The sequence below is a fragment of the Streptomyces sp. GESEQ-4 genome (genome assembly GCF_017948455.1).
GTDB lineage: Bacteria > Actinomycetota > Actinomycetes > Streptomycetales > Streptomycetaceae > Streptomyces.
Genome location: NZ_JAFFSU010000010.1, coordinates 58,043 through 84,796, shown reverse-complemented (window position 1 = coordinate 84,796; position 26,754 = coordinate 58,043). Strand labels below are relative to the sequence as shown.

Annotated in this window: 23 protein-coding genes; 14 read left to right on the top strand and 9 right to left on the bottom strand. The window is 70.0% G+C overall.

All coding sequences use genetic code 11. The features are described from left to right. Positions 1–89 precede the first annotated feature (89 nt). The 3 genes from KCH48_RS20595 (at position 90) to KCH48_RS20585 (ending at position 2,273) form a co-directional block, all read left to right on the top strand. The gene (locus tag KCH48_RS20595) at positions 90–731 is read left to right on the top strand and encodes a cell division protein SepF (protein ID WP_210576123.1); all 642 of its coding nucleotides are present in this window, start codon (positions 90–92) and stop codon (positions 729–731) included. A 61-nt stretch (positions 732–792) separates the two neighbouring features. Continuing rightward, positions 793–1,077, top strand: coding sequence for a YggT family protein (locus KCH48_RS20590; protein ID WP_058925847.1), 285 nt, complete (start codon positions 793–795; stop codon positions 1,075–1,077). 53 nt (positions 1,078–1,130) lie between these two features. Continuing rightward, the gene (locus KCH48_RS20585; RefSeq protein WP_210576122.1) at positions 1,131–2,273 is read left to right on the top strand and encodes a DivIVA domain-containing protein; all 1,143 of its coding nucleotides are present in this window, start codon (positions 1,131–1,133) and stop codon (positions 2,271–2,273) included. Between the two features lie 167 nt (positions 2,274–2,440). On the opposite strand, the gene ileS is transcribed toward KCH48_RS20585, so the two are convergent. Next, the gene (ileS, locus tag KCH48_RS20580; protein WP_210576121.1) at positions 2,441–5,587 is read right to left on the bottom strand and encodes an isoleucine--tRNA ligase; all 3,147 of its coding nucleotides are present in this window, start codon (positions 5,585–5,587) and stop codon (positions 2,441–2,443) included. 595 nt (positions 5,588–6,182) lie between these two features. On the opposite strand from ileS, the gene KCH48_RS20575 reads away from it, so the two are divergent. The 5 genes from KCH48_RS20575 (at position 6,183) to KCH48_RS20555 (ending at position 10,282) form a co-directional block, all read left to right on the top strand. Continuing rightward, positions 6,183–7,328, top strand: a complete 1,146-nt coding sequence (locus KCH48_RS20575; RefSeq protein ID WP_210576120.1) for a TraR/DksA family transcriptional regulator — start codon at positions 6,183–6,185, stop codon at positions 7,326–7,328. Between the two features lie 100 nt (positions 7,329–7,428). Further along, the gene (gene lspA, locus KCH48_RS20570) at positions 7,429–8,028 is read left to right on the top strand and encodes a signal peptidase II (protein ID WP_210576119.1); all 600 of its coding nucleotides are present in this window, start codon (positions 7,429–7,431) and stop codon (positions 8,026–8,028) included. A 43-nt stretch (positions 8,029–8,071) separates the two neighbouring features. Further along, positions 8,072–9,016 carry an RluA family pseudouridine synthase gene (locus tag KCH48_RS20565; protein WP_210576118.1) on the top strand — a complete coding sequence of 315 codons (945 nt, stop codon included), beginning with the start codon at positions 8,072–8,074 and terminating at the stop codon, positions 9,014–9,016. Next, the gene (locus KCH48_RS20560; protein ID WP_210576117.1) at positions 9,013–9,489 is read left to right on the top strand and encodes a GNAT family N-acetyltransferase; all 477 of its coding nucleotides are present in this window, start codon (positions 9,013–9,015) and stop codon (positions 9,487–9,489) included. The genes KCH48_RS20565 and KCH48_RS20560 overlap by 4 nt, the downstream gene beginning before the upstream one ends. A 52-nt stretch (positions 9,490–9,541) precedes the next feature. Beyond that, positions 9,542–10,282 carry an SDR family NAD(P)-dependent oxidoreductase gene (locus KCH48_RS20555; RefSeq protein ID WP_210576116.1) on the top strand — a complete coding sequence of 247 codons (741 nt, stop codon included), beginning with the start codon at positions 9,542–9,544 and terminating at the stop codon, positions 10,280–10,282. A gap of 3 nt (positions 10,283–10,285) precedes the next feature. On the opposite strand, the gene KCH48_RS20550 is transcribed toward KCH48_RS20555, so the two are convergent. Next, positions 10,286–11,401 (bottom strand): mechanosensitive ion channel family protein, encoded by a 1,116-nt coding sequence (locus KCH48_RS20550; protein ID WP_210576115.1) that lies wholly within the window; start codon positions 11,399–11,401, stop codon positions 10,286–10,288. A gap of 115 nt (positions 11,402–11,516) precedes the next feature. Here KCH48_RS20550 and KCH48_RS20545 point away from each other — a divergent pair, with 115 nt between their 5' ends. Then, the gene (locus tag KCH48_RS20545; protein WP_210576114.1) at positions 11,517–12,092 is read left to right on the top strand and encodes a dienelactone hydrolase family protein; all 576 of its coding nucleotides are present in this window, start codon (positions 11,517–11,519) and stop codon (positions 12,090–12,092) included. Positions 12,093–12,191: 99 nt separating this feature from the next. On the opposite strand, the gene KCH48_RS20540 is transcribed toward KCH48_RS20545, so the two are convergent. The 4 genes from KCH48_RS20540 to KCH48_RS20525 form a co-directional block, all read right to left on the bottom strand. Next, positions 12,192–13,856 (bottom strand): alkaline phosphatase, encoded by a 1,665-nt coding sequence (locus tag KCH48_RS20540; protein ID WP_210576113.1) that lies wholly within the window; start codon positions 13,854–13,856, stop codon positions 12,192–12,194. A gap of 94 nt (positions 13,857–13,950) precedes the next feature. Next, a complete protein-coding gene (locus KCH48_RS20535; protein ID WP_210576112.1) occupies positions 13,951–14,790 on the bottom strand; it encodes a thioredoxin domain-containing protein in 840 nt (279 codons plus the stop codon). A 117-nt stretch (positions 14,791–14,907) separates the two neighbouring features. Further along, complete coding sequence (locus tag KCH48_RS20530; RefSeq protein WP_210576111.1) at positions 14,908–15,600, bottom strand: hypothetical protein; 693 nt, start codon at positions 15,598–15,600, stop codon at positions 14,908–14,910. 68 nt (positions 15,601–15,668) lie between these two features. Then, positions 15,669–17,027 (bottom strand): DUF2252 domain-containing protein, encoded by a 1,359-nt coding sequence (locus tag KCH48_RS20525; protein WP_210576110.1) that lies wholly within the window; start codon positions 17,025–17,027, stop codon positions 15,669–15,671. A gap of 204 nt (positions 17,028–17,231) precedes the next feature. On the opposite strand from KCH48_RS20525, the gene dnaE reads away from it, so the two are divergent. After that, complete coding sequence (dnaE, locus tag KCH48_RS20520; protein WP_210576109.1) at positions 17,232–20,771, top strand: DNA polymerase III subunit alpha; 3,540 nt, start codon at positions 17,232–17,234, stop codon at positions 20,769–20,771. A gap of 83 nt (positions 20,772–20,854) precedes the next feature. Here the strand turns inward: dnaE and KCH48_RS20515 are convergent, their stop codons facing one another. After that, a complete protein-coding gene (locus KCH48_RS20515; RefSeq protein WP_210576108.1) occupies positions 20,855–21,019 on the bottom strand; it encodes a hypothetical protein in 165 nt (54 codons plus the stop codon). A 225-nt stretch (positions 21,020–21,244) separates the two neighbouring features. Here KCH48_RS20515 and KCH48_RS20510 point away from each other — a divergent pair, with 225 nt between their 5' ends. The 4 genes from KCH48_RS20510 (at position 21,245) to KCH48_RS20495 (ending at position 25,157) form a co-directional block, all read left to right on the top strand. Then, entirely contained in the window at positions 21,245–22,468 is a 1,224-nt protein-coding gene (locus KCH48_RS20510) for an NYN domain-containing protein (RefSeq protein WP_210576107.1), read from the top strand. A gap of 107 nt (positions 22,469–22,575) precedes the next feature. Further along, entirely contained in the window at positions 22,576–23,547 is a 972-nt protein-coding gene (locus KCH48_RS20505; protein ID WP_210576305.1) for an ABC transporter ATP-binding protein, read from the top strand. A gap of 85 nt (positions 23,548–23,632) precedes the next feature. Further along, entirely contained in the window at positions 23,633–24,454 is an 822-nt protein-coding gene (locus KCH48_RS20500; RefSeq protein ID WP_210576106.1) for an ABC transporter permease, read from the top strand. 34 nt (positions 24,455–24,488) lie between these two features. Beyond that, positions 24,489–25,157 (top strand): AAA family ATPase, encoded by a 669-nt coding sequence (locus tag KCH48_RS20495; RefSeq protein ID WP_210576105.1) that lies wholly within the window; start codon positions 24,489–24,491, stop codon positions 25,155–25,157. 317 nt (positions 25,158–25,474) lie between these two features. On the opposite strand, the gene ybaK is transcribed toward KCH48_RS20495, so the two are convergent. Both ybaK and KCH48_RS20485 read right to left on the bottom strand, forming a co-directional pair. Further along, a complete protein-coding gene (gene ybaK / locus KCH48_RS20490; protein WP_210576104.1) occupies positions 25,475–25,978 on the bottom strand; it encodes a Cys-tRNA(Pro) deacylase in 504 nt (167 codons plus the stop codon). A 16-nt stretch (positions 25,979–25,994) separates the two neighbouring features. Then, positions 25,995–26,735: an LON peptidase substrate-binding domain-containing protein gene (locus KCH48_RS20485; protein WP_210576103.1), complete on the bottom strand. Its 741-nt coding sequence runs from the start codon at positions 26,733–26,735 to the stop codon at positions 25,995–25,997. Positions 26,736–26,754 lie beyond the last annotated feature (19 nt).

The following is a 26,754-nucleotide window of genomic DNA, read 5'->3' as shown; positions in this document are numbered from 1 at the left end:
ACCGCTGTATAGCGGGCGTAACGACCTCGTGGATCCCTGGCACTTGGCAGTCGTCAGCCGATCCACCACAGAGCGGAGGACTCAGAGCAATGGCCGGCGCGATGCGCAAGATGGCGGTCTACCTCGGCCTCGTGGAGGACGATGGGTACGACGGCCGCGGTTTCGACCCCGACGACGACTTCGAACCCGAACTCGACCCGGAGCCCGAACGGGACCACCGGCGACACGAACCGTCGCACCAGTCCCACGGCTCACATCAGTCCCAAAGGGATGAATCGGTACGCGTGGTGCAGCCTCCGGCACCGCGCGATCCGGTGCCTCACGCGGCCGCCCTGCCCGCGGAATCCGGGCGTCCGGCGCGCATCGCGCCCGTGGCATCCATCACACAAGAACGTCAAAACCTGGAGAAGAACGCACCGGTGATCATGCCCAAGGTCGTGTCGGAACGAGAGCCGTACCGGATCACCACACTTCACCCGCGGACCTACAACGAGGCCCGTACTATCGGGGAACACTTCCGTGAGGGCACCCCGGTGATCATGAATCTGACTGAGATGGATGACACAGACGCCAAGCGACTTGTCGACTTTGCGGCCGGTTTGGTGTTTGGTCTTCACGGCAGCATCGAGCGGGTGACGCAGAAGGTGTTTCTGTTGTCGCCTGCTAACGTCGATGTCACGGCGGAGGACAAGGCCCGCATCGCAGAGGGCGGGTTCTTCAACCAGAGCTGAGACGCACCACCGGAACAGCAGTAACGAACAGCATGGATCAGGGGAGAGGGAAGCAAGGGTCATGAGCGTGGTCCTGCAAGTCATTTACATCGCGCTGATGTGCTTCCTCATCGTGCTGATCTTCCGGTTGGTCATGGATTATGTCTTCCAGTTCGCCCGCTCATGGCAGCCCGGCAAGGCGATGGTGGTCGTTCTGGAGGCCACCTACACTGTCACTGATCCACCGCTCAAGCTTCTGCGGCGGTTCATTCCGCCGCTGCGTCTCGGGGGCGTGGCGCTCGACCTGTCCTTCTTCGTACTGATGATCATCGTCTACATCCTGATTTCGATCGTGAGTCGGCTGTGAGCGATGTGAACTACCGTCTTGCCGAATGCCGACGACTACGTTGAGGTGAAGAGATGCCGTTGACCCCCGAGGACGTGCGGAACAAGCAGTTCACGACCGTCCGCCTCCGAGAAGGCTATGACGAGGACGAGGTCGATGCCTTCCTCGACGAGGTCGAAGCCGAACTGACCCGCCTGCTCCGCGAGAACGAGGACCTCCGCGCCAAGCTGGCCGCCGCCACGCGCGCTGCTGCCCAGAACCAGCAGAACATGCGCAAGCCGCCGGAGGGTCCCGGTCCGCAGGACCAGCAGCAGGGCGGCATGCCGCAGCAGGGCATGCGCGGGCCGGGTTCTCCCGTGCCCGCCGGCATATCGGGCCCGCCGCAGCAGCAGATGGGTGGCCCCATGGGTGGCCCGCCCCAGCTGCCGAGCGGTGCACCGCAGCTGCCCGCCGGTCCCGGCGGTCAGGGTCAGGGTGGCCCGCAGGGTCCCGGTCCGATGGGCCAGGGTCCGATGGGTCAGGGCCACATGGGTGGCCAGCCCCCCATGCAGCAGCAGATGGGTGGCCCGATGGGCGGCCCCATGGGCGGTCCGATGGGCGGCCCCGGTCAGGGCCCCGGTGGCGACAGCGCCGCCCGTGTCCTCTCGCTGGCCCAGCAGACCGCCGACCAGGCGATCGCCGAGGCCCGTTCCGAAGCCAACAAGATCGTCGGCGAGGCGCGTTCGCGTGCCGAGGGTCTCGAGCGTGACGCTCGTGCCAAGGCCGACGCGCTGGAGCGGGACGCGCAGGAGAAGCACCGTGTCGCGATGGGCTCCCTGGAGTCCGCGCGCGCCACGCTGGAGCGCAAGGTCGAGGACCTGCGCGGCTTCGAGCGCGAGTACCGCACGCGGCTGAAGTCGTACCTGGAGTCGCAGCTGCGTCAGCTGGAGACCCAGTCCGACGACTCGCTGGCTCCGCCGCGCACGCCGGCCACGGCGTCCCTCCCGCCGTCCCCGGCGCCTTCCATGGCTCCGGCCGGTGCGAGCGCGCCGTCGTACGGCGGCAACCAGGGCATGGGCGGTGGCCCGGCTCCGGCCGGTCCGTCCTACGGCGGCCAGCAGCAGATGTCGCCGGCGATGACCCAGCCGATGGCGCCGGTACGGCCGCAGGGTCCTGGTCCGATGGGGCAGGCTCCCTCGCCGATGCGGGGGTTCCTCATTGACGAGGACGACAACTGACGGTTCGTAGTACGGCGTAGACGTCGGCAGCGTTCAGGGCGGGGCCCCGGGTTTTTGATCCGGGGCCCTGCCCTTTTGGTGGGCCGGGCCTGCTGGTTGCGCGGCGTGGGGGCTGGGGGCCCGCAGGCGGCGGCGGGTTGGCCGCAGGCCTGCGGGCTCGAGTGCGGCTATGCCTTGCGGAGGCGGAACGTCAGGGTGAGGGGCTCGTCTGTGAAGGGCGAGCCGTATGTGTCGTCTGCCTCTCCCTGGGCGAAGTCCGTGGACAGGACCTCGTCGGCGATCAGCTCCGTGTGCTCCGACAGGGCGGCGATCACTGCGGGATCCGTCGCCGTCCAGCGGAGGGCGATGCGGTCGGCCACGTCGAGGCCGCTGTTCTTGCGGGCCTCCTGGATCTGGCGGATCGCGTCACGGGCCAGGCCCGCGCGGCGCAGTTCCTCCGTGATCTCCAGGTCCAGCGCCACCGTCGCGCCCGCGTCGGACGCCACCGACCAGCCCTCGCGCGGGGTTTCCGTGATGATGACCTCGTCGGGGGCGAGGGTGATCGTCTCGCCGTCGACCTCCACCGACGCCGTGCCCTCACGCAGGGCCAGCGACAGTGCTGCCGCGTCCGCGTTGGCGACGGCCTTGGCCACGTCCTGGACGCGCTTGCCGAACCGCTTGCCCAGGGCGCGGAAGTTGGCCTTCGCGGTCGTGTCGACCAGCGAGCCGCCCACCTCGGACAGCGACGCCAGCGACTCGACGTTCAGTTCCTCCGTGATCTGGGTGTGCAGCTCGGGGTTGAGGGAGTCGAAGCCCGTCGCCGCGACCAGTGCGCGCCTGAGCGGCTGGCGCGTCTTGACGCCCGACTCCGCGCGCGTGGCACGGCCCAGCTCCACCAGTCGGCGGACCAGGACCATCTGCTTCGACAGCTCCGGGTCGATCGCCGAGAGGTCCGCCTCCGGCCAGGACGCCAGGTGCACCGACTCCGAGGCGCCGGGCGTGACCGGCACGATCAGGTCCTGCCAGACCCGCTCGGCGATGAACGGGGTCAGCGGGGCCATGAGCTTCGTGACGGTCTCGACGACCTCGTGCAGCGTGCGCAGCGCGGCCTTGTCGCCCTGCCAGAAGCGGCGACGGGAGCGGCGTACGTACCAGTTGGACAGGTCGTCGACGAACGCCGAGAGGAGCTTGCCGGCGCGCTGGGTGTCGTAGGCCTCCAGGGACTGGGTCACCTGGTCGGTGAGGGCGTGCAGTTCGGACAGCAGCCAGCGGTCCAGGAGCGGGCGGTCGGCGGGGGCCGGGTCGGCCTCGCTCGGGGCCCAGTTGGACGTGCGGGCGTACAGGGCCTGGAAGGCGACCGTGTTCCAGTACGTGAGGAGGGTCTTGCGGACGACCTCCTGGATCGTGCCGTGGCCCACGCGGCGTGCCGCCCACGGGGAGCCGCCGGCCGCCATGAACCAGCGGACCGCGTCGGCGCCGTGCCGGTCCATCAGCGGGATCGGGTCCAGGGTGTTGCCCAGGTGCTTGGACATCTTGCGGCCGTCCTCGGCGAGGATGTGGCCGAGGCAGACGACGTTCTCGTACGACGACTTGTCGAAGACCAGCGTGCCGACCGCCATCAGCGTGTAGAACCAGCCGCGCGTCTGGTCGATGGCCTCGCAGATGAACTGCGCCGGGTAGCGGGCCTCGAAGAGGTCCTTGTTCTTGTACGGGTAGCCCCACTGCGCGAACGGCATCGAACCCGAGTCGTACCAGGCGTCGATGACCTCCGGCACGCGCGTGGCGGTCTGGGCGCACTGTGGGCAGTCGAAGGTGACGTCGTCGATGAACGGGCGGTGCGGGTCGAGGGCCGACTGGTCGGTGCCGGTCAGCTCGGTCAGCTCCGCGCGGGAGCCGACGACCGTGAGGTGGTCGTCCGCGCAGCGCCAGATGGGCAGCGGGGTGCCCCAGTAGCGGTTGCGGGACAGGGCCCAGTCGATGTTGTTGTTCAGCCAGTCGCCGTACCGGCCGTGCTTGACCGTCTCCGGGAACCAGTTGGTGTCCTCGTTCTCCTGGAGGAGGCGGTCCTTGATGGCCGTGGTGCGGATGTACCAGGACGGCTGCGCGTAGTAGAGGAGCGCGGTGTGGCAGCGCCAGCAGTGCGGGTAGCTGTGCTCGTACGGGATGTGCCGGAAGAGCAGGCCGCGCTGCTGGAGGTCTTCGGTGAGCTTTTCGTCCGCCTTCTTGAAGAAGACGCCGCCGACGAGGGGGACGTCCTCCTCGAAGGTGCCGTCGGGGCGGACCGGGTTCACGACGGGCAGGCCGTAGGCGCGGCAGACCTTGAGGTCGTCCTCGCCGAAGGCGGGGGACTGGTGGACCAGACCCGTACCGTCCTCGGTCGTGACGTACTCGGCGTTCACCACGTAGTGGGTGCCGCCTTCGGTCTCCGGGAACTCCACAAGCTCGAACGGGCGCTGGTACGTCCAGCGTTCCATCTCGGCGCCGGTGAAGGTCTGGCCGGTGGTCTCCCAGCCCTCGCCGAGGGCCTTGGCGAGCAGTGGTTCGGCGACGACGAGCTTCTCCTCGCCGTCGGTCGCGACGACGTAGGTGACGTCGGGGTGGGCGGCGACGGCCGTGTTGGAGACCAGGGTCCAAGGGGTCGTCGTCCAGACGAGGAGCGCGGCCTGGCCGGCGAGCGGGCCGGAGGTGAGGGGGAAACGGACGAACACGGACGGGTCGACGACCGTTTCGTAGCCCTGTGCCAGCTCGTGGTCGGACAGGCCGGTGCCGCAGCGGGGGCACCAGGGGGCGACGCGGTGGTCCTGGACGAGCAGGCCCTTGTTGAAGATCTCCTTCAGCGACCACCAGACGGACTCGATGTACTCGGGGTCCATGGTGCGGTAGGGGTCGTTGAGGTCGGTCCAGTAGCCCATGCGGGTCGTGAGGGCTTCGAAGGCGTCCGTGTGGCGGGTCACCGACTCGCGGCACTTGGCGTTGAACTCGGCGATGCCGTACGCCTCGATGTCCTGCTTGCCGGAGAAGCCGAGCTCCTTCTCGACCGCCAGCTCCACCGGCAGGCCGTGGCAGTCCCAGCCCGCCTTGCGGGCCACGTGGTAGCCGCGCATGGTGCGGAAGCGGGGGAAGACGTCCTTGAAGACGCGTGCCTCGATGTGGTGGGCGCCCGGCATGCCGTTCGCGGTGGGCGGGCCCTCGTAGAACACCCACTCGGGGCGGCCCTCGGACTGCTCCAGGGTCTTGGCGAAGATCTTCTGCTCGCGCCAGAAGTCGAGCACGGCGTGCTCCAGCGCGGGCAGGTCGACCTGGGCGGGCACCTGGCGGTACGTCGGCGTTGTCATCAGCGAGCTTCCTCCGGCGGACTTTCTGCCTTCCGACCGGAGGGACGAGAGCTACGTCTTTCCTTGCGCCGTCTTCGGCGCGCTCCCGCGGTACCACCCTCCTTGGCTCTCCGTCGCACCCGGTGCGCCGGTGAGCCCCCTCATTGGGGTCGCGATGCCGGGTCTACCGCCCCTTGCGGGGTTTCTTCCGGCGGCTCCGGGGTGATCTTCACGTCGCGCTCGCCCCCGGGCTTCCACCGTCCCCGGGTCGCTCTGGGCTGCGTACGCCGCTACTCGTCCCCATCCACGCTTTTCGCTCCGCCCAGTGTACGGCGCCGCGCGGACAGTGGCCGACCGGATTTCCGGTGGCCCTGGGGCACAGCGGCGGCCGGTTCCGGGATGACCCGATTGGCCAGGTGCGCGCGCTCGGATCCCGGGATGACGGGCCAGGCGGATTACCTGGCGGAGAGCTGGGCACAACGGATGCAGGCTTCCCGCCCGGCGCTTGCGGGGCGGGCGAATCGGGCGGCGTGCCCCGTTGCCGCGGGACTCAAGTCGATTTATCGTCCCAGCACGATTCGCGAGCAAGATCACAATATGTGAAGGGGCCGCGGCCATGGTGGCGAAGAAGACCGCCGTACAGCAGTCGGCGTCCGGCAGATCCACCCGTGGCTCCGGCGGCGCGGCCAAGGACGTGAGCGGCAAGAAGAGCGCGCAAGGGGGGTCAGCGGGGAAAGCCGCGAAGGCGGCGGAGCCGGCCAAGCCGGTCAAGACGGTGCGGGGGGCTGCGGCCCGGGGGAAGGGGGCCACAGCCAAGAAGGCGGAGGCATCCAAGGGGGTTGCGAAGAAGACCGCCGCCAAGGAGACGGCCGCCAAGAAGAGTCCCGCCAGGAAGACCCCCGCCAAGAAAACAACGGCGACATCGAAGGTGGCCCCCTCGGTTCCTTCGAAGAAGGCGGCGGCCAAGAAGTCGACCGCCAAGACGGCGACCGCCCAGAAGACGGCAGCCAAGAAGGCGGCAGCAGAGAAGGTCACCGCCAAGGAGGCGGGGGCCAAGAAGGCCGTATCGAAGAAAGCGGCCGCGAAGGAGGAGGCCATGAAGGCCGGTACGAAGAAGGCGGCCGCGAAGAAGACGGCCGCTCCGCAGAGTGCCGGTGAGCAGGGCGGTGCCCCCAAGGGCGCGCCTGCGAAGGGCACCTCCAAGAAGAGCGCGGCCACGAAGAAGAGCACGGCCAAGAAGGCGGGCGCGGCCGAGGCCGCGAAGCAGACGGGAGCCACGACGGTGGTTGCGAAGAAGACTCCTGGCACGGCCACGGCGGCGAAGACCGCCGTTCCCAAGGCACGGGTCGCCGCGGCGGTGGAGCCGGGCGAGCTCGCGGTGCGCCCCGGTGAGGACCCCTGGACCCCGGAGGAGGTCGAGGAGGCGCGTGCCGAGCTGCTGTCCGAGGAGACGCGGCTGCGCACCGAGATCACGTCGTCCGAGGAGGCGCTCGCGGGTCTGATGCGGGATTCCGGGGACGGTGCGGGCGACGACCAGGCGGACACCGGCACCAAGAACATCACGCGCGAGCACGAACTGGCCCTCGCCGCCAACGCGCGCGAGATGCTGATCCAGACGGAGCGCGCCCTGGTGCGGCTCGACGCCGGCACGTACGGCCTGTGCGAGAACTGCGGGAACCCCATCGGCAAGGCGCGCATGCAGGCCTTCCCACGGGCCACCCTGTGCGTCGAGTGCAAGCAGAAGACGGAGCGCCGCTACTGACCGACGCCGGCCGGTTCCTCGTACGCCTCCTCAGCACGCGGGTGCCAGGAGGCGTGCCGTACCCTCGTGCTCAGTCAGGTACCTAGGTCGAGGGACTCACGTGTCAGAGGCGGAGCGCATCATCGGTACGCCGGATTCCCCTGAGGGAGCTGGAGCGGAGCCGGAGCAGTCGTCCGGTGGGGACGGGCAGGGGAGCACCGGTGAGCGGCCCAGGGGCAAGCGCCGGATCGCTGTCCTGTTCGCCGTGGCCGCGTTCGCGTACGCCCTGGACCTGATCAGCAAGATGATCGTGGTCGCCAAGCTGGAACACCACGAGCCGATCGAGATCATCGGGGACTGGCTGAAGTTCGAGGCGATCCGCAACGCGGGCGCGGCCTTCGGCTTCGGCGAGGCCTTCACCGTCATCTTCACGATGATCGCCGCGGCCGTGATCGTCGTGATCGCCCGTCTCGCCCGCAAGCTGTACAGCCTGCCCTGGGCGATCGCGCTCGGCATGCTGCTCGGCGGTGCGCTCGGCAACCTCACCGACCGGATCTTCCGCTCGCCGGGCGTCTTCGAGGGGGCGGTCGTCGACTTCATCGCGCCCAAGCACTTCGCGGTGTTCAACCTGGCCGACTCGGCGATCGTGTGCGGCGGCATCCTGATCGTGCTGCTGTCGTTCCGGGGGCTCGACCCGGACGGCACCGTCCACAAGGACTGAGCGCGCGGTCGGGGGTGTCAGTGCCGTCCTGCATACTCGACGAGTGAGCACGCTTCCCGAGATCCGTACCCTGCCCGTGCCCGACGGCCTGGAGGGCGAGCGCGTCGACGCCGCCATCTCCCGCATGTTCGGCTTCTCCCGTACCAAGGCCGCCGAGCTGGCAGCGGCGGGGAAGGTCACGGTCGACGGCTCGGTGGTCGGGAAGTCCGAGCGGGTGCACGGCGGCGCCTGGCTCGAGGTCGAGATGCCGCAGGCGCCGGCGCCGGTGCAGGTGGTCGCCGAGCCGGTCGAGGGCATGGAGATCATTCACGACGACGAGGACGTGGTCGTGATCATCAAGCCGGTCGGCGTGGCCGCGCACCCCAGCCCCGGGTGGTCCGGACCGACGGTCATCGGCGGGCTGGCCGCCGCCGGGTACCGCATCTCGACGTCCGGCGCCGCCGAGCGCCAGGGCATCGTGCACCGCCTCGACGTCGGTACGTCGGGACTGATGGCGGTCGCCAAGTCGGAGCGCGCGTACACCTCGCTGAAGCGGCAGTTCAAGGAGCGCACGGTCGACAAGCGCTACCACGCGCTCGTGCAGGGCCACCCCGACCCGACCAGCGGCACCATCGACGCGCCCATCGGCCGCCACCCCAACCACGACTACAAGTGGGCGGTCACCGCCGACGGCAAGCCGTCCGTGACGCACTACGACCTCATCGAGGCGTTCCGCGCGGCCTCCCTGCTCGATGTGAAGCTGGAGACCGGCCGCACCCACCAGATCCGCGTCCACATGGCCGCCCACCGGCACCCCTGCGTCGGTGACCTGACCTATGGCGCCGACCCGACCCTCGCCAAGCGGCTCCACCTGACCCGCCAGTGGCTGCACGCCGTACGGCTCGGCTTCGAGCACCCCGGCGACGGCCAGTGGGTGGAGTTCGCCTGCGACTACCCGGCCGACCTGCAGAAGGCGCTGGACCAGGTCCGCGAGGAGACGTACGCGTGAGCTCCGCGCCTGTGTCGTACGTGGTCCGCGTCGCCGCGGGTCCCGGCGACCGTGAGGCGTGCTTCGGGGTGCGCAAGGAGGTCTTCGTCGTCGAGCAGGGCGTGCCCGAGGATCTCGAGTACGACGCGTATGACGCCGTAGCCGTGCATGTGCTGGCCGTCCGGGAGGACGGGATGCCGCTCGGGGCCGGGCGGCTGCTGTGCGGCGAGGAGGCCGCCGCGAAGTACGGCGGTGACCCGTCGGTCGGCTCGCTCGGCAGGCTCGCGGTCACGAAGGCGGCACGCGGGCTGGGCGTCGGGGCGGCGCTGGTGCGGGCCATCGAGGAGGCGGCACGCGCGCGTGGGCTGCGGGCCGTGGATCTGCATGCGCAGACCCACGCGATGGGGTTCTACGAGCGGCTGGGGTACGCGGCGTACGGGCCGGAGTTCCTGGACGCGGGGATGCCGCATCGGGCGATGCGGCGGACTGTGTAGCAGTTCGAGGTGATCTCCCACCGTCGGCGGCCGACGGTCGTAGGGTTTGATCATGGCTCGCAATGTGGTGATCAGTGGTGGCGGTACGGGGATCGGGCGCGCGGCGGCGCGGCTCTTCGCCGGTGACGGGGACCAGGTGCTGCTCCTCGGGCGGCGGGCCGAGGCGCTGGCGGACGCCGGGGTGCCCGGTGCGCTGACCTGTGCCGCGGATCTCAGCGATCCGCGTGAGGTGCGCGGCGTCGCGGACTTCGTGGCGCGGGAGTTGGGGACGGTGGACGTGCTGATCCACAGTGCCGGGGGAAGCGGGGTTCTGGAGGCGCCGGCCGAGAGCGACGACCCCCTCGATGCCGTCGCCCACAACTGGACCGTCAACTTCCGGCTCAATACGCTGACCGCCGTGCTGCTCACCGAGGCGCTGAAGGCGCGGCTCGCCGAGCCAGGTGGGCGGGTGCTGTTCCTCAGCTCCATCGCCGCGTTCCGGGGGTCGGGAAGCGGGGCGTACGGCGCCGCCAAGGCCGCGCTGCATCCGTACGCCCATGATCTGGCCCGGCAGTTGGGGCCGCGGGCGATCACCGTCAACGTGGTCGCGCCGGGGTATGTCGAGGACACCGGGTTCTTCGGGGACACGATGGACGCGGCACGGCGGGAACGGCTCATCGGGGAGACCTCGACCGGGCGGGCCGGGACGCCCGGCGACATCGCCGCGACCCTGCACTTCCTCGCCTCCCACGCGGCCGGGCACATCACCTCCCAGGTGATCCAGGTCAACGGCGGCGCCGAGCGCGGGCACTGACGGTCAGCGGTCTCCGGAGCGCGGCGTGTCATGGACGCGGCGGGGCGGGGAGCCGTCGCGGAACGCCCGGCCGTCGACGTGGCCGGGCGGCACCACCGCGTCCGCCGTGTTGACGCGGGGCAGCGCGTACGGGTGCTGTGCGGCGAGCCAGCGGATCATCCGCTCGCGCACGGTGACCCGTACCGTCCAGATGTCGTCCGCGTCCTTGGCCGTCATCAGCGCCCGCACCTCCATGGTGCTCGTGGTGGCGTCCGTGACGTCCAGGCCGTAGTGGCGGCCGTCCCACGCCGGGCACTCGCGCAGGATGTCGCGCAGCTGCTCACGCATCGCCTCCACCGGGGCCGAGTGGTCGACCTGCCAGTAGACGATGCCGGTCATCTGGGCACCGCCGCGCGACCAGTTCTCGAAGGGCTTGGAGGTGAAGTACGACACCGGCATGGTGATCCGGCGCTCGTCCCAGGTCCGTACGGTCAGGAACGTCAGGGTGATCTCCTCGACCGTGCCCCACTCGCCGTCCACGACGACCGTGTCGCCTATGCGCACCATGTCGCCGAACGCGATCTGGAACCCCGCGAACATGTTGCCCAGCGTCGACTGCGCGGCGACACCGGCGACGATGCCGAGGATGCCCGCCGACGCCAGCAGCGAGGCGCCGGCCGCGCGCATCGCCGGGAACGTCAGCAGCATCGCGGCGACGGCCACCACCGCGACGATCGCCGCCACCACGCGCATGATCAGCGTCACCTGGGTACGGACCCGCCGGACCCGGGCCGGGTCGCGGTGGGCGCGCGCATAGTGGCTGTACGACGTCTCGACGACGGCCGCGGCGATCCCGACCATCAGCCAGGCGGTGGCCCCGATCAGCACCAGCGTCAGCACCCGGCCGATGCCGACCTCGTACCCCTCCAGCAACTTCGCCTCGTCGTACGACCCTCTGAGCACCGCCGCGCACAGCACGACCTGGTAGGGAATCCGGGCGCGGCGCAGCAGGCCCCACAGCGGGGTCTCGCTGTGCCGTTCGTCGGCCTTGCGCAGCAGTACGTCGGTGGCCCAGCCGATGAGCAGCGGCAGCACGATCGAGCCGCCGATGACGATCAGCGGGCGGAGTATGTTCTCCATCCTCCGAACCGTAACCGCCGACCCGGGGGCGTGAACATGCCGCCCCCTTGTGAGCGGCGGTGCCTCGCGGCGGGCGTCGCGGGGCGTTGTCGTACCCGGCTGGCACCATGGCCTCATGAACATCGTGCTCTTTCACTCGACCTTCGGCCTCAGGCCCGCGGTGCGCGCGGCGGCGGACCGGCTGCGCGGCGCCGGACACGAGGTGTGGACTCCGGACCTGTTCGAGGGGCGGACGTTCGAGACGGTCGAGGAGGGCATGACCTTCAACGACGAGATCGGCAAGGACGAGCTGCTGAAGCGTGCCGTGCTGGCCGCGGCGCCCTATTCCGAGCGGGGGTTGGTGTACGCCGGGTTCTCGCTCGGCGCGTCCGTCGCGCAGACCCTCGCGCTGGGCGACGAGAAGGCGCGCGGGCTGCTGCTTCTGCACGGCACGTCGGACCTGGCGCCGAACGTCTCGGTGGACGGTCTGCCGGTGCAGCTGCATGTCGCCGAGCCGGACCCGTTCGAGACCGACGACTGGCTGAGCGCCTGGTATCTGCAGATGGGCAGAGCGGGTGCGGATGTGGAGATCTACCGGTACGCCGGGGCCGGGCATCTCTACACCGACCCCGGGCTGCCGGACTACGACGAGGAGGCGGCCGAGGCCACGTGGCGGGTGGCGCTCGGCTTCCTCGACGGTTTGGACGCGTAAGCGCTCCGCTGGGGGGGGGTGCCGCGATGGGTCGATCGTTGTCTGCGGCGCCGTTGTGGCTGGTCGCGCAGTTCCCCGCGCCCCTTTGGGGCGCGGCAGTTACACGGGGTCGTAAGCCCGCTCGACCTTTTGCGTGCCTGTGCGTGTGCGGTAGGAGCGGGACCAGGAGGCGGTTGCGTTCTGCTTTGTTTTGTCTGAGAGGACGTAGTAATCCATCTGCGCGCGGGCGGCGGTGATGTCCAGGACGCCGTAGCCGTGGCGGTCGGTGTCGACCCAGTGGACGTGGCGGTTGGCGGCGCGGATGATCGGGGAGGCGATCGCGGAGATGGTGCCCTCGGGTGCCTTGACGAGGTCGTCCAGGTTGTCCGACGTGACCGAGGTGACCACGAACTCCGTGGCGGCCGAGGCGGACAGCGGGTAGGTCCCGGCGTTCACCGGCACATCGTTGGCCCACGCCATGTGGATGTCGCCGGTGAGGAAGACGGTGTTGCGTATCGCGTTGGACCGCAGATGGGCGAGGACTTCGCGGCGGTCGTCCGTGTAGCCGTCCCACTGGTCGGTGTTGAGGGCGAGGCCCTCCTGCGGCAGGCCCAGCAGCTTGGCGAGGGGCTTGAGGAGGTCCGCGGAGAGTGAGCCGATGGCGAACGGCGAGATCATCACCGAGTTGCCGACCAGCCGCCAGGTGGTGTCGGAGGACTTCAGGCCCGCCTTCAGCCAGTCGAGTTGGGCGCGGCCGGTGAGCGTGCGGTCCGGGTCGTCGACCTCGCCGTTGCCCACGGCGACCTGCTGCGAGCGGAAGGAACGCAGGTCGAGCAGGGAGAGGTCGACGAGCTTGCCGAAGCGGAGCCGGCGGTAGGTGGTGCCGGCGATCGCCGGACGGACCGGCATCCACTCGAAGTACGCCTGCTTGGCGGCTGCTTGACGGGCGGCCCAGGTGCCCTCGGCGCCCTCGGTGTGGTTCTCGGCGCCGCCCGCCCAGCCGTCGTTGGCCATCTCGTGGTCGTCCCAGATCGCGACGACCGGAGCCGCCGCGTGCAGGGCCTGGAGGTCGGCGTCGGTCTTGTACTTCCCGTGCCGGGCGCGGTAGTCGGCGAGCGTGAGGATCTCGTGGGCCGGCTCGGTCTGCCGTACGACGGTGCCGCGCGTGCCGTACTCGCCGGTGCCGTACTCGTAGATGTAGTCGCCGAGGTGCAGCCAGGCGTCCAGGTCGCCGCGGGCGGCGAGATGGCGGTACGAGGCGAAGTAGCCGGCCTCCCAGTTGGCGCAGGAGACCACGCCGAAGCGGAGATTGGGGACGGCCGCGTCCGCCGCCGGCGCGGTGCGGGTGCGCGCCACCGGGGAGTTGGTGCCGCCCGCCGAGAAGCGGAACCAGTAGTCGGTCGCGGGCGCGAGGCCCCGGATGTCCGCCTTGACCGTGTGGTCGGAGGCGGCGGTCGCGGTGGTCGACCCTTTGGCGACGACGTTCATGAACGCCTTGTCGGTGGCGACGGTCCAGCTCACCTCGGTGTCCGGGCCGACCCCGGAGCCGGGCACCGCCGCCGCGGTGGGCGTCACCCGGGTCCACAGCAGGACACCGTCGGGCAGCGGATCGCCGGAGGCGACGCCGTGCAGGAACGCGGGGGCCTCGTCGGCGGCTCGCGCGGGGAGGGCGGCGGCGAGCGGGCCGCCCAGGACAGCAGTGGCCGCCGCCGCGGCCTTGACGACCGTACGGCGGCGCGGTGCAAGCGGGTTGGCGCTCTGTGGAGTTCTGTATCGACTGGTCACGAGCGATCAGGTTACTGATCGGTATGAACGAGAGCGGGCGAACTCGTAAAAGTTCGCCCGCTCTTCGGCTGGGGGTCGATCAGGACCGTAAGCGTCAGGCCTTGAGGGCGCCGTCCACCAGCGAGGTGAAGTCGGCCACCGTCATAGGGGGGTTGCCGTCGGCCGTGGTGAGCATCTTGCCGTTCATGACGAAGCTCGGGGTGCCGCTGACCTTGTCCTTGTTGGTGTCGAAGGTCTTCGACATGGCCAGCGCCCACTCGTCGTACGTGCCGTTCTTCACGGCGTTCTGGAACTTGGTGTTGTTCTTCAGAGCGTCGACGCTGTCGCCGATCTCGATCAGATAGTCGTCGTTCTTGAACTTGTCGTCGGTCTCCTTCGGGTGCCACTTGGCGGAGTAGAGCGCCTTCTTGTAGTCGAGGAACGCCTCCGGGCTCACATTCAGCGCGGCACCCAGGGCGCTCATCGCGTTCTTGGAGCCCTCGCCCTGGCTGCCGATCTTGCCGTCGCCCAGGGAGTCGCCGTCCAGGAAGGTCCCGCCCACGAACTGGATCTTGTACTTGCCGTCCGCGACGTCCTTCTCCACGGTCGAGCCGACCGTCTGCTCGAACTGGGCGCAGACCGGGCAGCGCGGGTCCTCGTACACCTTGAGGGTCTTCTTCGCGCTGCTCTTGCCGATCACGACGGTGGTGCCGTCGGTACCCGTGGTGTTGGCCGGGGCGACGACCTTGCCGTCCTTCAGGGCCTCCCAGTGGCTGGGCTTGTTGCCCTGCACCACCGCGTAGCTGATGCCGCCGGCTATCGCGAGGACGCCGACGATCGAACCGGCCACGACGGCCTGGCGCTTGACCTTGGCGCGCCTGGCCTGCCGCTCGCGCTCCTGGCGCAGTCGCTCGCGGGCGGCGGTCTTCGCGGCCTTGCTGTTCCGCTTGCTCATGGGGTTCTCCAGTGGGGACGCGCACCTGTCGTGCGCGGGATACGTATGGGGGGACTGCTGGTGCTCAGTGGCTGTTCGCGTGAAGCCTGATGAGGCCTGGTGAGGCCTTATGAGGGTTTATGCGAAAGCGGCCGGGCACGGCGGTCCGCGGCGTCCCAGGGAGTGCACGAGGATCCGGTCGCGGATGACGGCCGGGCGGTGGGCGGAGCGCGGCAGGCGGCGGGGCGACGGGGCCGGGCGTACGGTCACCGCGGCGGCCGCGAGCAGCAGCGGCCGGAACGAGGTCGCCGCCACGGCGCTCAGGAGCTGGGCCAGGGCCCGCTCGCCGCGGCGCAGATAGGCGGCGGCCAGGAGTCCGACGCCGACATGTGCGCCCAGCAGCAGCCAGGCCGCCGTCGGGTCGGCGTGGGCGAGCAGGTCGGCGGCCCGCTCGGGGTCCGTTCCGGTGGCCCGGGCCAGCGGGGTGCCGACGCCGGTGCCGTCGCCGCACAGGACGTCGAAGCCGACGGAGCGCAGAGGGCCCGCGACCGGGCCGCCCGCGGCGCCGTAACAGACGTGCTGGCCGGTGGTGAAGACGGTGTCGGCGGCCAGCTCCAGCGGGATCAGCAGGGCGGCGATCCGCCCGAACCCGCGCTCCCGGCCGGCCAGCGCGTAGGCGATGACGAACACGGCGGCGGCGACCACGGCCACCGTGTTCAGCGGCAGCGGGACCCGGGACAGCAGCACGTGCGACGCGGTGCTGAGCGTCACGACGAGTGCCGTGAACAGCGCCGCGCGTACGGCTCTGAGCTTCGTCCCGGATATGTCCATAGCGGAGGAGAGTCTGTCACGTCGGCCGGTAAGGGACCCCTAAAGGGTTCCTGTGAGTGGCCCTTCCGTCACAGACCCGGAATCCGGCCGTTGCGGAACAGGTCCAGGAAGATCTGGTGGTCGGCACGCGCGCGTGCGCCATAGCTGTGCGCGAAGTCGACCAGCAGGTCCGCGAAGCCGGCGCCGTCGTCGGAGTCCGCCGCGATCGCCGCGTCGATGGCCCGCTCCGTGGAGAACGGCACCAGGGACTCGCCGGAGGTGTCGTCCGCCGCCGCGTGCATCGTCGCCGTGGCCCGGCCGAGGTCGGCGACGACCGCCGCGATCTCCTCCGGCTCGTCGATGTCGCCCCAGTCCAGGTCCACGGCGTACGGCGAGACCTCGGCGACCAGCTGACCGGAGCCGTCCAGCTCGGTCCAGCCCAGCCACGGGTCGGCGTGCGCCTGCAGGGCGCGCTGGGAGATCACCGTGCGGTGGCCCTCGTGCTGGAAGTAGTCGCGGATCGCCCGGTCGGTGATGTGCCGGGACACGGCCGGGGTCTGGGCCTGCTTGATGTAGATCACCACATCGTTCTCCAGGGCGTCGCTGTGGCCCTCCAGAAGGATGTTGTACGACGGCAGACCGGCCGATCCGATGCCGATGCCGCGGCGGCCGACCACGTCCTTCACCCGGTACGAGTCCGGGCGGGCCAGCGAGGTCTCCGGCAGGGTCTCCAGGTAGCCGTCGAAGGCGGCGAGCACCTTGTAGCGCGTGGCCGCGTCCAGCTCGATGGAGCCGCCGCCCGCCGCGAAGCGGCGCTCGAAGTCACGGATCTCGGTCATCGAGTCGAGCAGGCTGAAGCGGGTCAGCGAGCGGGCGTCGCGCAGCGCGTCCAGCAGCGGGCCCTGGGCGGTGTCCAGGGTGAACGGCGGGACCTCGTCGCTCTTGGCGCCGGTGGCCAGCGCGTGCACCCGCTCGCGGTAGGCGGCCGCGTAGATCGTCACCAGCTCGGTGATCTGCTCGTCGCTGAGCGCCTTCGCGTACCCGATGAGGGCGATGGAGGCGGAGAAGCGCTTGAGGTCCCAGGTGAAGGGGCCGACGTACGCCTCGTCGAAGTCGTTGACGTTGAAGACCAGCCGGCCGTTCGAGTCCATGTACGTGCCGAAGTTCTCGGCGTGCAGGTCGCCGTGGATCCACACGCGCGAGGTGCGCTCGTCCAGGTACGGGCCACTCAGTATCCGCCCCCCGCCCCGCCCGGCGTTCTCGGCGTCGAGGTCGTGGTAGAAGAGGCACGCCGTGCCCCGGTAGAACGCGAACGCCGAGGCCGCCATCTTGCGGAACTTCACGCGGAACGCGGCCGGGTCGGCGGCCAGGAGCTCGCCGAAGGCGGTGTCGAAGACGGTGAGGATCTCCTCGCCGCGTTGCTCGGCGCTGAGCTGCGGGACCGACATTGCCTGGTGCCTCCTGGTACGAGGGTGTTGCGTGACAGGTGGGGCGGCTGTGACGTCCGGATGGACCGGCCCGTCCGTCCCCTTCCAACGCATGAAGGTACGTGGGAGTGCCCGCCGAGTGTCAGTCCTCAGGCATAGACTTCGACGCTGTCCCCCCAGACTGTCCGCAGCCTGTCGCCGAGCGTTTTCCTTGGAGGCCACGCCGTGTCAAAGCCGCCGTTCACGCACCTGCACGTCCACACCCAGTACTCGCTGCTGGACGGTGCCGCGCGGCTCAAGGACATGTTCGACGCGTGCAACGAGATGGCCATGACCCATATCGCGATGTCCGACCACGGCAACCTGCACGGGGCGTACGACTTCTTCCATTCCGCGAAGAAGGCCGGAGTCACCCCGATCATCGGGATCGAGGCCTATGTCGCCCCCGAGTCCCGGCGCAACAAGCGCAAGATCCAGTGGGGCCAGCCGCACCAGAAGCGCGACGACGTCTCCGGTTCCGGTGGTTACACCCACAAGACGATCTGGGCGGCGAACTCCACCGGCCTGCACAACCTCTTCAAGCTCTCCTCCGACGCGTACGCCGAGGGCTGGCTGCAGAAGTGGCCCCGGATGGACAAGGAGACCATCTCCCAGTGGTCCGAGGGGCTCATCGCCTCCACCGGCTGCCCCTCCGGCGAACTGCAGACCCGGCTGCGCCTCGGCCAGTTCGACGAGGCCCTGAAGTCGGCCGCCGAGTACCAGGAGATCTTCGGCAAGGACCGCTACTTCCTGGAACTCATGGACCACGGCATCGAGATCGAGCGCCGGGTCCGCGACGGTCTGCTGGAGATCGGCAAGAAGCTCGGCATCCCGCCCCTGGTCACCAACGACTCGCACTACACGTACGCGCACGAGGCGACGGCGCACGACGCGCTGCTGTGCATCCAGACCGGCAAGAACCTCTCCGACCCGGACCGCTTCAAGTTCGACGGCACCGGCTACTACTTGAAGTCCACGGACGAGATGTACGCCATCGACTCCTCGGACGCCTGGCAGGAGGGCTGCGCCAACACCCTCCTGGTGGCCGAGCAGATCGACACCACCGGCATGTTCGAGGCCAAGAACCTCATGCCGAAGTTCGACATCCCCGAGGGCTTCACGGAGGTCACCTGGTTCAAGGAGGAGGTCCGCCGCGGCATGGAGCGCCGCTTTCCGGGCGGCGTCCCCGAGGACCGGCAGAAGCAGGCCGAGTACGAGATGGACGTCATCATCCAGATGGGGTTCCCGGGCTACTTCCTCGTCGTCGCCGACTTCATCATGTGGGCCAAGAACCAGGGCATCGCGGTCGGTCCGGGCCGTGGCTCCGCGGCCGGCTCGATCGTCGCGTACGCCATGGGCATCACCGACCTCGACCCGATCCCGCACGGCCTGATCTTCGAGCGGTTCCTCAACCCCGAGCGCGTCTCCATGCCCGACGTCGACATCGACTTCGACGAGCGCAGGCGCGTCGAGGTGATCAGGTACGTGACGGAGAAATACGGCGCCGACAAGGTCGCCATGATCGGCACGTACGGCAAGATCAAGGCCAAGAACGCCATCAAGGACTCCGCGCGCGTACTGGGCTACCCGTACGCCATGGGCGACCGGCTCACCAAGGCGATGCCCGCCGACGTCCTCGGCAAGGGCATCGACCTCAACGGCATCACGGACCCCTCGCACCCGCGCTACAGCGAGGCCGGCGAGATCCGCGCGATGTACGAGAACGAGCCGGACGTGAAGAAGGTCATCGACACCGCCAAGGGCGTCGAGGGCCTGGTCCGGCAGATGGGTGTGCACGCCGCCGGCGTCATCATGTCCAGCGAGCCCATCGTCGACCACGCCCCGGTCTGGGTGCGGCACACCGACGGCGTGACCATCACGCAGTGGGACTACCCGCAGTGCGAGTCGCTCGGCCTGCTGAAGATGGACTTCCTGGGTCTGCGCAACCTGACGATCATGGACGACGCCATCAAGATGGTGAAGGCCAACAAGGGCATCGACCTCGAGATGCTCTCCCTTTCGCTGGACGACCCCAAGACCTTCGAACTGCTCTGCCGCGGTGACACCCTCGGCGTCTTCCAGTTCGACGGCGGCCCGATGCGTTCGCTGCTCCGCCAGATGCAGCCCGACAACTTCGAGGACATCTCCGCCGTCTCGGCCCTCTACCGGCCGGGCCCGATGGGCATGAACTCGCACATCAACTACGCGGAGCGCAAGAACGGCCGCCAGGAGATCACACCGATCCACAAGGAGCTCGAAGAGCCCCTCGAGGAGGTCCTGGCGGTCACCTACGGCCTGATCGTCTACCAGGAGCAGGTGCAGAAGGCCGCCCAGATCATCGCCGGGTACTCGCTCGGCGAGGCTGACATCCTGCGCCGGGTGATGGGCAAGAAGAAGCCCGACGAGCTGGCGAAGAACTTCGTCCTCTTCCAGGAGGGCGCCCGCAAGAACGGCTACAGCGACGAGGCGATCCAGGCACTGTGGGACGTGCTGGTCCCCTTCGCCGGCTACGCCTTCAACAAGGCCCACTCCGCCGCGTACGGACTCGTCTCGTACTGGACGGCGTACCTGAAGGCGAACTACCCGGCCGAGTACATGGCCGCGCTGCTCACCTCCGTCAAGGACGACAAGGACAAGTCGGCCGTCTACCTCAACGAGTGCCGGCGCATGGGCATCAAGGTGCTCCCGCCGAACGTCAACGAGTCGATGTCCAACTTCGCCGCCCAGGGCGACGATGTGATCCTCTTCGGCCTCTCGGCCGTCCGCAACGTCGGCACGAACGTGGTGGAGTCGATCATCCGCTCGCGCAAGGAGAAGGGGAAGTACGCCTCCTTCCCCGACTACCTCGACAAGGTCGAGGCCGTCGTCTGCAACAAGCGCACCACCGAATCACTGATCAAGGCCGGCGCCTTCGACACCATGGGCCACACCCGCAAGGGCCTGACGGCCCAGTTCGAGCCGATGATCGACAACGTGGTGCAGGTCAAACGCAAGGAGGCCGAGGGCCAGTTCGACCTCTTCGGCGGCATGGGCGACGACAGCGCCGACGAACCCGGCTTCGGCATGGACGTCACCTTCACCGACGAGGAGTGGGACAAGGCCTACCTGCTCGCCCAGGAACGGGAGATGCTCGGCCTGTACGTCTCAGACCACCCGCTGTTCGGCCTGGAACACGTGCTGTCCGACAAGGCCGACGCGGGCATCGCCCAGCTCACCGGCGGCGACTTCGGCGACGGGGCGGTCGTCACCATCGGCGGCATCATCTCCGGCCTGCAGCGCAAGATGACCAAGCAGGGCAACGCCTGGGCCATCGCCACCGTCGAGGACCTGGCCGGCTCCCTGGAGTGCATGTTCTTCCCCGCCACCTACCAGCTGGTGTCGACCCAACTCGTCGAGGACGCCGTGGTGTTCGTCAAGGGCCGCCTCGACAAGCGTGAGGACGTGCCCCGACTCGTCGCGATGGAGCTCCAGGTCCCCGACCTGTCGAACGCGGGAACCAACGCGCCCGTGATCCTCACCATCCCGGCCACCCGGGTCACCCCGCCCATGGTCAGCCGCCTCGGGGAGATCCTCAGCCATCACAAGGGCGAGAGCGAGGTGCGGATCAAGCTCCAGGGGCCGCGGAAGACGACCGTGCTGCGGCTGGACCGGCACCGGGTGAAGCCGGATCCCGCGCTCTTCGGCGATCTGAAGGTGCTGCTCGGGCCGTCCTGTCTGGCCGGCTGACTTGCGGTATCGCGAGAGGGGCGCACCGTGCCGGGTGCGCCCCTCGTTCTGTGCCTGGGCCGCAACAGCCCGTTATGAAGATGTCAGTTGTGACCGAAGCGCTTCTGCTTGCCCTTGCGCGCGATGTCGCCGGGAGTCACGTGGGAGATGCGCTGCTCGGCCTGCGCCTCCATCGAGGACTGCTGGGCCTGCTGCTCCCCGCGCTCGGACTGCGGCTGCTTACGGTCCTGTTTCTTGTTCTTGGCCATGGTGATCTGCCTCCTGTGGGGGATCTAGGGGCCAGGGCCGCGACCAGACTCACATAGGCTGGCAAGGAACGCATTTCGGATAATTACCGTCTGTGACAGCGCTTGTCGGGGAGACGATGCCCCGAAACGCCACGCCGAAGATCGAGTTCCGCCCGTTAACCCTCGCGTGGTCGGGCAGACTCGAAGGAAGCCCGAAGCAAACCTCCCGGAAAGAGGGTGGATCGCGTGGACCGCTGCATCGTCCTGGTGGACGCCGGGTATCTGCTGGGGGCCGCCGCCTCTCTTCTCGCCGGAGAGCCCTCACGTTCCCGCATCACCGTCGATCACACCGCCCTCATCCATGGCCTGCGCGAACGCGCCGAGTCGGACACCGAGCGGCCGCTGCTGCGTATCTACTGGTTCGACGGCGCCCCCGACCGCGTCCCGCAGCCCGAGCACCGCAGGCTGCGCGTGATGCCCCGGGTCACCGTCCGCCTCGGCGCCCTGACCCGCAGCGACGGACGCTGGGCCCAGAAGGGCGTCGACGCGGCGATGCACGCGGAGCTGACCGAACTGGCCCGCAACCGCGCCTGCTCCGACATCGTCCTGGTCACCGGCGACGGCGATCTGCTGCCGGGCATGATGGCCGCGAAGGAGCACGGGGTCGCCGTACACCTGTGGGCCGTGCAGGCCGCGGACGGCGACTACAACCAGTCCGAGGATCTGGTCGCCGAGGCGGACGAGCGGCGCGTGCTCGACCGTACGTGGATCACCAAGGCGGTACGGGCCAAGGATCTCGGCGGGATCTGCGCGCCGCAGCCGGTGCCGCGGCCCGAGATCGCCGCGATCCTCTCCGCGCCGCTGCCGGAGTCCGCGCTCTCCTCGGCCGAGCGGGCCGCCGAGGAGCGGGAGCACCCGCCCGCGGCCACCGCCTCCGAGAACGGCACGCAGGAGCGGGTGCCCGCGCCCAAGGGCGGCGTGCCCACCCCCAAGGACCTGGCCGCGCTGCGCGCCCCCGGCGGCACCCAGACCGACAAGCACCCCGCGAGCGCGACGCTGCGGTGGTCCTCCGACAAGGGCTGGGTCGACCGGCCCGGTGTCGCGGCCGAACCGCCCGAGGTCGCCTCCATGCCGACGCTGGCGCAGCTGACCTCGGCGGAGCAGCGGTGGGCGGACCGGGAGGAGGACATCACCACGGTCGGCGGGGATCCGTACGAGGTGGGGCAGGTGTTCGCCCGGCGGTGGATGGGGCGGCTCGGGGACCAGGGCCATCTGCAGAAGCTGTCGGGGATGTATCCGCGGATTCCGCACCGCATCGACGGGGAACTGCTGCGGTACGCCGCCCGGTTCGGGCTCCTCGCCCACAAGGACGACCAGATCGACGAGCACGACCGCTATGCGATCCGGGCCGGGTTCTGGCGCGAGATCGATGTGCGGACGGCCGCGGAACACGCTCCCGCGGGGGAGTGAAACGGCACATACGCCGCCCCCAAGGGGGAGCGGAGGCTCCCGACCCCGTACTCTCGTCCCTTGTGAGTATGCGCGCGGGACAGGCACTTCGGCACGGTCGGGATGTCGTGTGCGCGGTGCGCGGGCTCACGAAGACCTATCCCGCGGTGCGGGGTCGGCGCGGGGTTCCGGCGACGCCCGAGGTCAGGGCCACGGACGATGTACGGCTGGACATCCGGCGGGGTGAGATCTTCGGGCTGCTCGGGCCGAACGGCGCCGGGAAGACCACCCTCGTACGGCAGCTGACCGGGCTGATGCGGCCGGACCGCGGCAGCGTGGAGATCCTCGGGCACGACATCGTGCGGCATCCGGAGCGGGCCGCGCGGATCCTTGCCTACCTCGGCCAGGAGTCCACCGCCCTCGACGACCTCACCGTGTCGCTCGCCGCCGAGACCACCGGACGGCTGCGCGGGCTCGAGGTGAAGCGGGCGCGGGCCGAGCGGGACGACGTACTCGACGAGCTGGGCCTCACGTCGCTCGCCGGCCGCCCGATCAGGAAGCTGTCCGGCGGGCAGCGGCGGCTGGCCTGTTTCGCTTCGGCGCTGGTGGGGGAGCGGTCGCTGCTGGTCCTCGACGAGCCGACCACCGGCATGGACCCGGTGGCGCGGCGGGCCGTGTGGTCCGCGGTCGACCGGCGCCGGGCCGAACGCGGCACCACCGTGGTGCTGGTCACCCACAACGTCATCGAGGCCGAGACCGTCCTCGACCGGGTCGCCGTCCTCGACCAGGGACGCGTGATCGCCTGCGACAGTCCCGCCGGGCTCAAGGAGCAGGTTGCCGGGGAGGTCCGGGTCGAGCTGGTGTGGCGGGACCGGGCGCCGCTGGAGGTGCCCGAGGTCGCCGCGCTGCGGGAACGGGCCGTCGAGTCGGGCCGGCGCTGGACGCTGCGGCTCGCGCCCGAGGAGGCCCGGGTGGCCGTCGCCACGGTCACCGGCGGGGCCGCGTTCACCGCCCTGGACGACTTCACGCTCGCCACGCCGAGCCTGGAGGATGTGTACCTGGCGCTGGGCGGCGATGCGCAGGGGCTGGTGAAGGCATGAGCGCGCGGATCGTCGTATCCGTATCCGTATCCGTAGGGGACAGGGGGACTGCCTCCGTGGGCCGTACGAAGGGGAGCACTTCGACGTGAGTGTCGTATCCGCCGATGTCCTGCCGGGCGGGGCCCTGGGCGTGGAGGAGGCCGCCGACGGTGCGGCCGTCCTCGGGCCGCGGGCGCGGCTGTGGCCGTCCCTCGCCGCCGTGTACCGGGCGCAGCTGTCCCGGGCGCGGGTCGCGCGGATACCGCTGCTGTTCGTGGCGACCTTCCAGTCGATCGGGATCATGGTCCTGATGCGCGGGGTCGTGGACGGCGGGGGCGAGGCGCGGGCCGTGGTGGCCGGGTCGTCGGTGCTCGTCGTGGCCTTCGTCGCGCTGAACCTGCTCGCCCAGTACTTCGGGCAGCTGCGGGCCAGCGGCGGGCTCGACCACTACGCGACGCTGCCGGTGCCGCCGGCGGCTGTGGTGCTGGGGGCGGCGGGCGCGTACGCGTCGTTCACCGTGCCGGGGACCGTCGTGACGGCGGTGTTCGGGTGCGCGCTGTTCGGGCTGCCGCTGGCGCATCTGTGGGTGCTGGCCGCGGTGATCCCGCTCGCCGGTGCCGCGCTCGCCGGGCTCGGGGCGGCCCTCGGACTGCTCGCGCCGCGGCCCGAACTGGCCACGCTGCTCGGCCAGTTGGGCATGTCCGCGGCGCTGCTGCTGGGCGTGCTGCCCGCGGAACGCATGCCGGAGGGGGTGCGGTTCCTGCGGGATCTGCTGCCGTCGACCTACGGCGTGGAGGCCTTCGCGCGTACGTTCGGGCCGAGCCCGGACTGGGCGTTCGTGCTCGGTGACCTCGCCGTCTGCGGGGGCGTGGGCGTGGTGTCGCTGGCCGTCGCGACCTGGGCGTATCGCCGGGCCGCCGTCCGGTGACACACCGCACAGGCGGGCCTGGCACGATGGCAGGGTGACCGCACCGCTGACTCCTCCTCCGCCGCCGCATGAACAGCCGTCCCACGGTGGGTGGCCGCCGTCGCCTGCCGGGCAGGCGTACGGGGCCCCCGCGTCGCATGATGTCGGGTACGGACAGGACGGGCCCGGGATGAAGACCGAAGTGCGGGAAGCCGCGGTGATCGCGGTCGCGGTGGCGCTCTGCGGACTGCTGCTGGGCGTGGTGTGGGCCTGGCTGGCGCCGCGCGTGCCGCTGGTGGGGGACGTTGTCGACAAGAACTGGGTCGTCTACCTCAAGGACACCGAGGGGGAGCAGGCGGTGGGGGTGGACGGAACGTTCACTCTGCTGGCCGTCGCGTTCGGGGTCGTGAGCGCCTTCGTCGTGTTCCTCGTGCGGCGGCGTGGCGGGGTGCCGCTGGTGGTGGGGCTGGCCGTCGGAGGGCTGCTCGGGGCGCTGCTGGCCTGGCGGGTGGGGATCTGGCTCGGGCCGGCCGAGGACGTGGTCGCTCACGCGAAGGACGTGGGCAAGGGTGTCGCGTTCTCCGCGCCGCTGGAGTTGGGGGCGAAGGGTGCGTTGCTGGCGTGGCCGCTGGCGGGGCTGGTGGTGCATCTGGGGCTGACGGCGTTGTTCGGGCCGCGGGATCCGGAGCCGTATCAGCAGCCTGCTGGGGTGCCGCCTGCGTAGGGGCGGGTCCGCTGTGGTTGCGGCGGGGGTTGTTTTCGCCCCCGCCGCCCCTACCCGTCCCATCCCTGGGGGCTGCCGCCCCCAGACCCCCGCTTCGGCCTGAACGGCCTCGTCCTCAAACGCCGGACGGGCTGAAATGCGCGGACCGGCGCCGAGAAGTGGCCGAGGTGGCCTTACCCCTGCATGCCGGACGGGCTTGGGTCAGGATGGGCGTCGGCCGTGGTTTGCTCGGCCCTTTTTCACGCGCCATCTGCGTTTCCTGGTTTTCTTCGACATGTCCCCTCTGCTTAACGGAGGAAGGGGCCGGCGTCGAGAGGTCAGGCGCGGGCGATCGGGGCGAGGGTGGCGTTCGTGAGGTCGGTCAGGTCCTTCGGGGACAGTTCGACCTCCAGGCCGCGGCGGCCCGCCGAGACGCAGATCGTGTCGTAGGCGGTCGCGGAGGCGTCCAGGACCGTGCGGAGCTTCTTGCGCTGGCCCAACGGGGAGATGCCGCCCCGGACATAGCCCGTCGTGCGCTCCGCCAGGGCCGGGTCCGCCATCGTCGCCTTCTTGCCGCCCACCGCCGTCGCCAGGGCCTTCAGGTCCAGCGAGCCGGACACCGGGACGATGCCGACCACCAGCGCGCCGTCGACGTCCGCCACCAACGTCTTGAAGACCCGCTCCGGGGAGACACCCATCGCCTCGGCCGCCTCCTCGCCGTAGGAGGGGTGCGCGGGGTCGTGGTCGTAGGCGTGGACCGTGAACTCCGCGCCCGCCGCTGTCAGGGTCACCGTCGCGGGTGTGCCGCCCGGCTGTTGCTGCTTCTTCGACTTCTTCGCCATCCGGCCTGTTCCAGGTTCAGTTGAGGTTCGTCGCGCCGCGCGTCAGGTCCGACGCCGGCAACGACGGCAGGTTACGGATGATGGCCGTCTCGGAGCGAAGGAGTTTCAGTTCGTCGCGCAGCCGGGACGCGGTGTCCGGCGCCTGGAGCAGACGCTGCTTCGTCGGGGTGTCCAGCATCATCGCGGCGGCCACGAGATACGAGACCACGGCCGGCTCGTCCGGCAGCTCCCCGTTCGTAGTCAGCGACCGCTCCCGGGCGCCCGCCAGCCGCTTCTGGTACTGCCTGAACGCCCGCAGCACCCCCTCGGCCAGCGCCCCCGCCTCGTCGCCGCGATCCTCCGTCAGCTCCTCCAGCTCGGCCGTCAGGAAGGGACCGGACGCGTCGACCGACAGCAGCCGCACCCGGGTCGTCCCCGTCGCCAGCACCTCGAACGTGCCGTCGGGCCGCTCCCGGATGGTCGCCGCGTCGGCCACACAGCCCACGCCGTGGAAGGCCTTGACGGGGTCGGTGCCGAAGCCGGCGGCGGGCCCGCGCTCGGGCAGGGCAGTCGGGTCCGGCATGCCGGGCGCGCTGGCGGCCACCTCGTGGCCGTCGCGGATCGCCACGACGCCGAAACGGCGCGGTTCGTCCTCGGGGGACTTGAGCAGTTCGCGCATCATGGCGCGATAACGCTCCTCGAAGACGTTCAACGGGAGCACGAGTCCCGGGAACAGCACCGAGTTCAGGGGGAAGAGCGGAAGCCGGACGGTGGTCACGGCGCAAAAGCCTAGTGGT

Coding starts and splice junctions, on each gene's coding strand:
- KCH48_RS20595 (WP_210576123.1), top strand. CDS start 90: ATGGCCGGCGCGATGCGCAAGATGGCGGTCTACCTCGGCCTCGTGGAG.
- KCH48_RS20590 (WP_058925847.1), top strand. CDS start 793: ATGAGCGTGGTCCTGCAAGTCATTTACATCGCGCTGATGTGCTTCCTC.
- KCH48_RS20585 (WP_210576122.1), top strand. CDS start 1,131: ATGCCGTTGACCCCCGAGGACGTGCGGAACAAGCAGTTCACGACCGTC.
- ileS (WP_210576121.1), bottom strand. CDS start 5,587: ATGACAACGCCGACGTACCGCCAGGTGCCCGCCCAGGTCGACCTGCCC.
- KCH48_RS20575 (WP_210576120.1), top strand. CDS start 6,183: ATGGTGGCGAAGAAGACCGCCGTACAGCAGTCGGCGTCCGGCAGATCC.
- KCH48_RS20555 (WP_210576116.1), top strand. CDS start 9,542: ATGGCTCGCAATGTGGTGATCAGTGGTGGCGGTACGGGGATCGGGCGC.
- KCH48_RS20550 (WP_210576115.1), bottom strand. CDS start 11,401: ATGGAGAACATACTCCGCCCGCTGATCGTCATCGGCGGCTCGATCGTG.
- KCH48_RS20545 (WP_210576114.1), top strand. CDS start 11,517: ATGAACATCGTGCTCTTTCACTCGACCTTCGGCCTCAGGCCCGCGGTG.
- KCH48_RS20535 (WP_210576112.1), bottom strand. CDS start 14,790: ATGAGCAAGCGGAACAGCAAGGCCGCGAAGACCGCCGCCCGCGAGCGA.
- KCH48_RS20530 (WP_210576111.1), bottom strand. CDS start 15,600: ATGGACATATCCGGGACGAAGCTCAGAGCCGTACGCGCGGCGCTGTTC.
- KCH48_RS20525 (WP_210576110.1), bottom strand. CDS start 17,027: ATGTCGGTCCCGCAGCTCAGCGCCGAGCAACGCGGCGAGGAGATCCTC.
- KCH48_RS20515 (WP_210576108.1), bottom strand. CDS start 21,019: ATGGCCAAGAACAAGAAACAGGACCGTAAGCAGCCGCAGTCCGAGCGC.
- ybaK (WP_210576104.1), bottom strand. CDS start 25,978: ATGGCGAAGAAGTCGAAGAAGCAGCAACAGCCGGGCGGCACACCCGCG.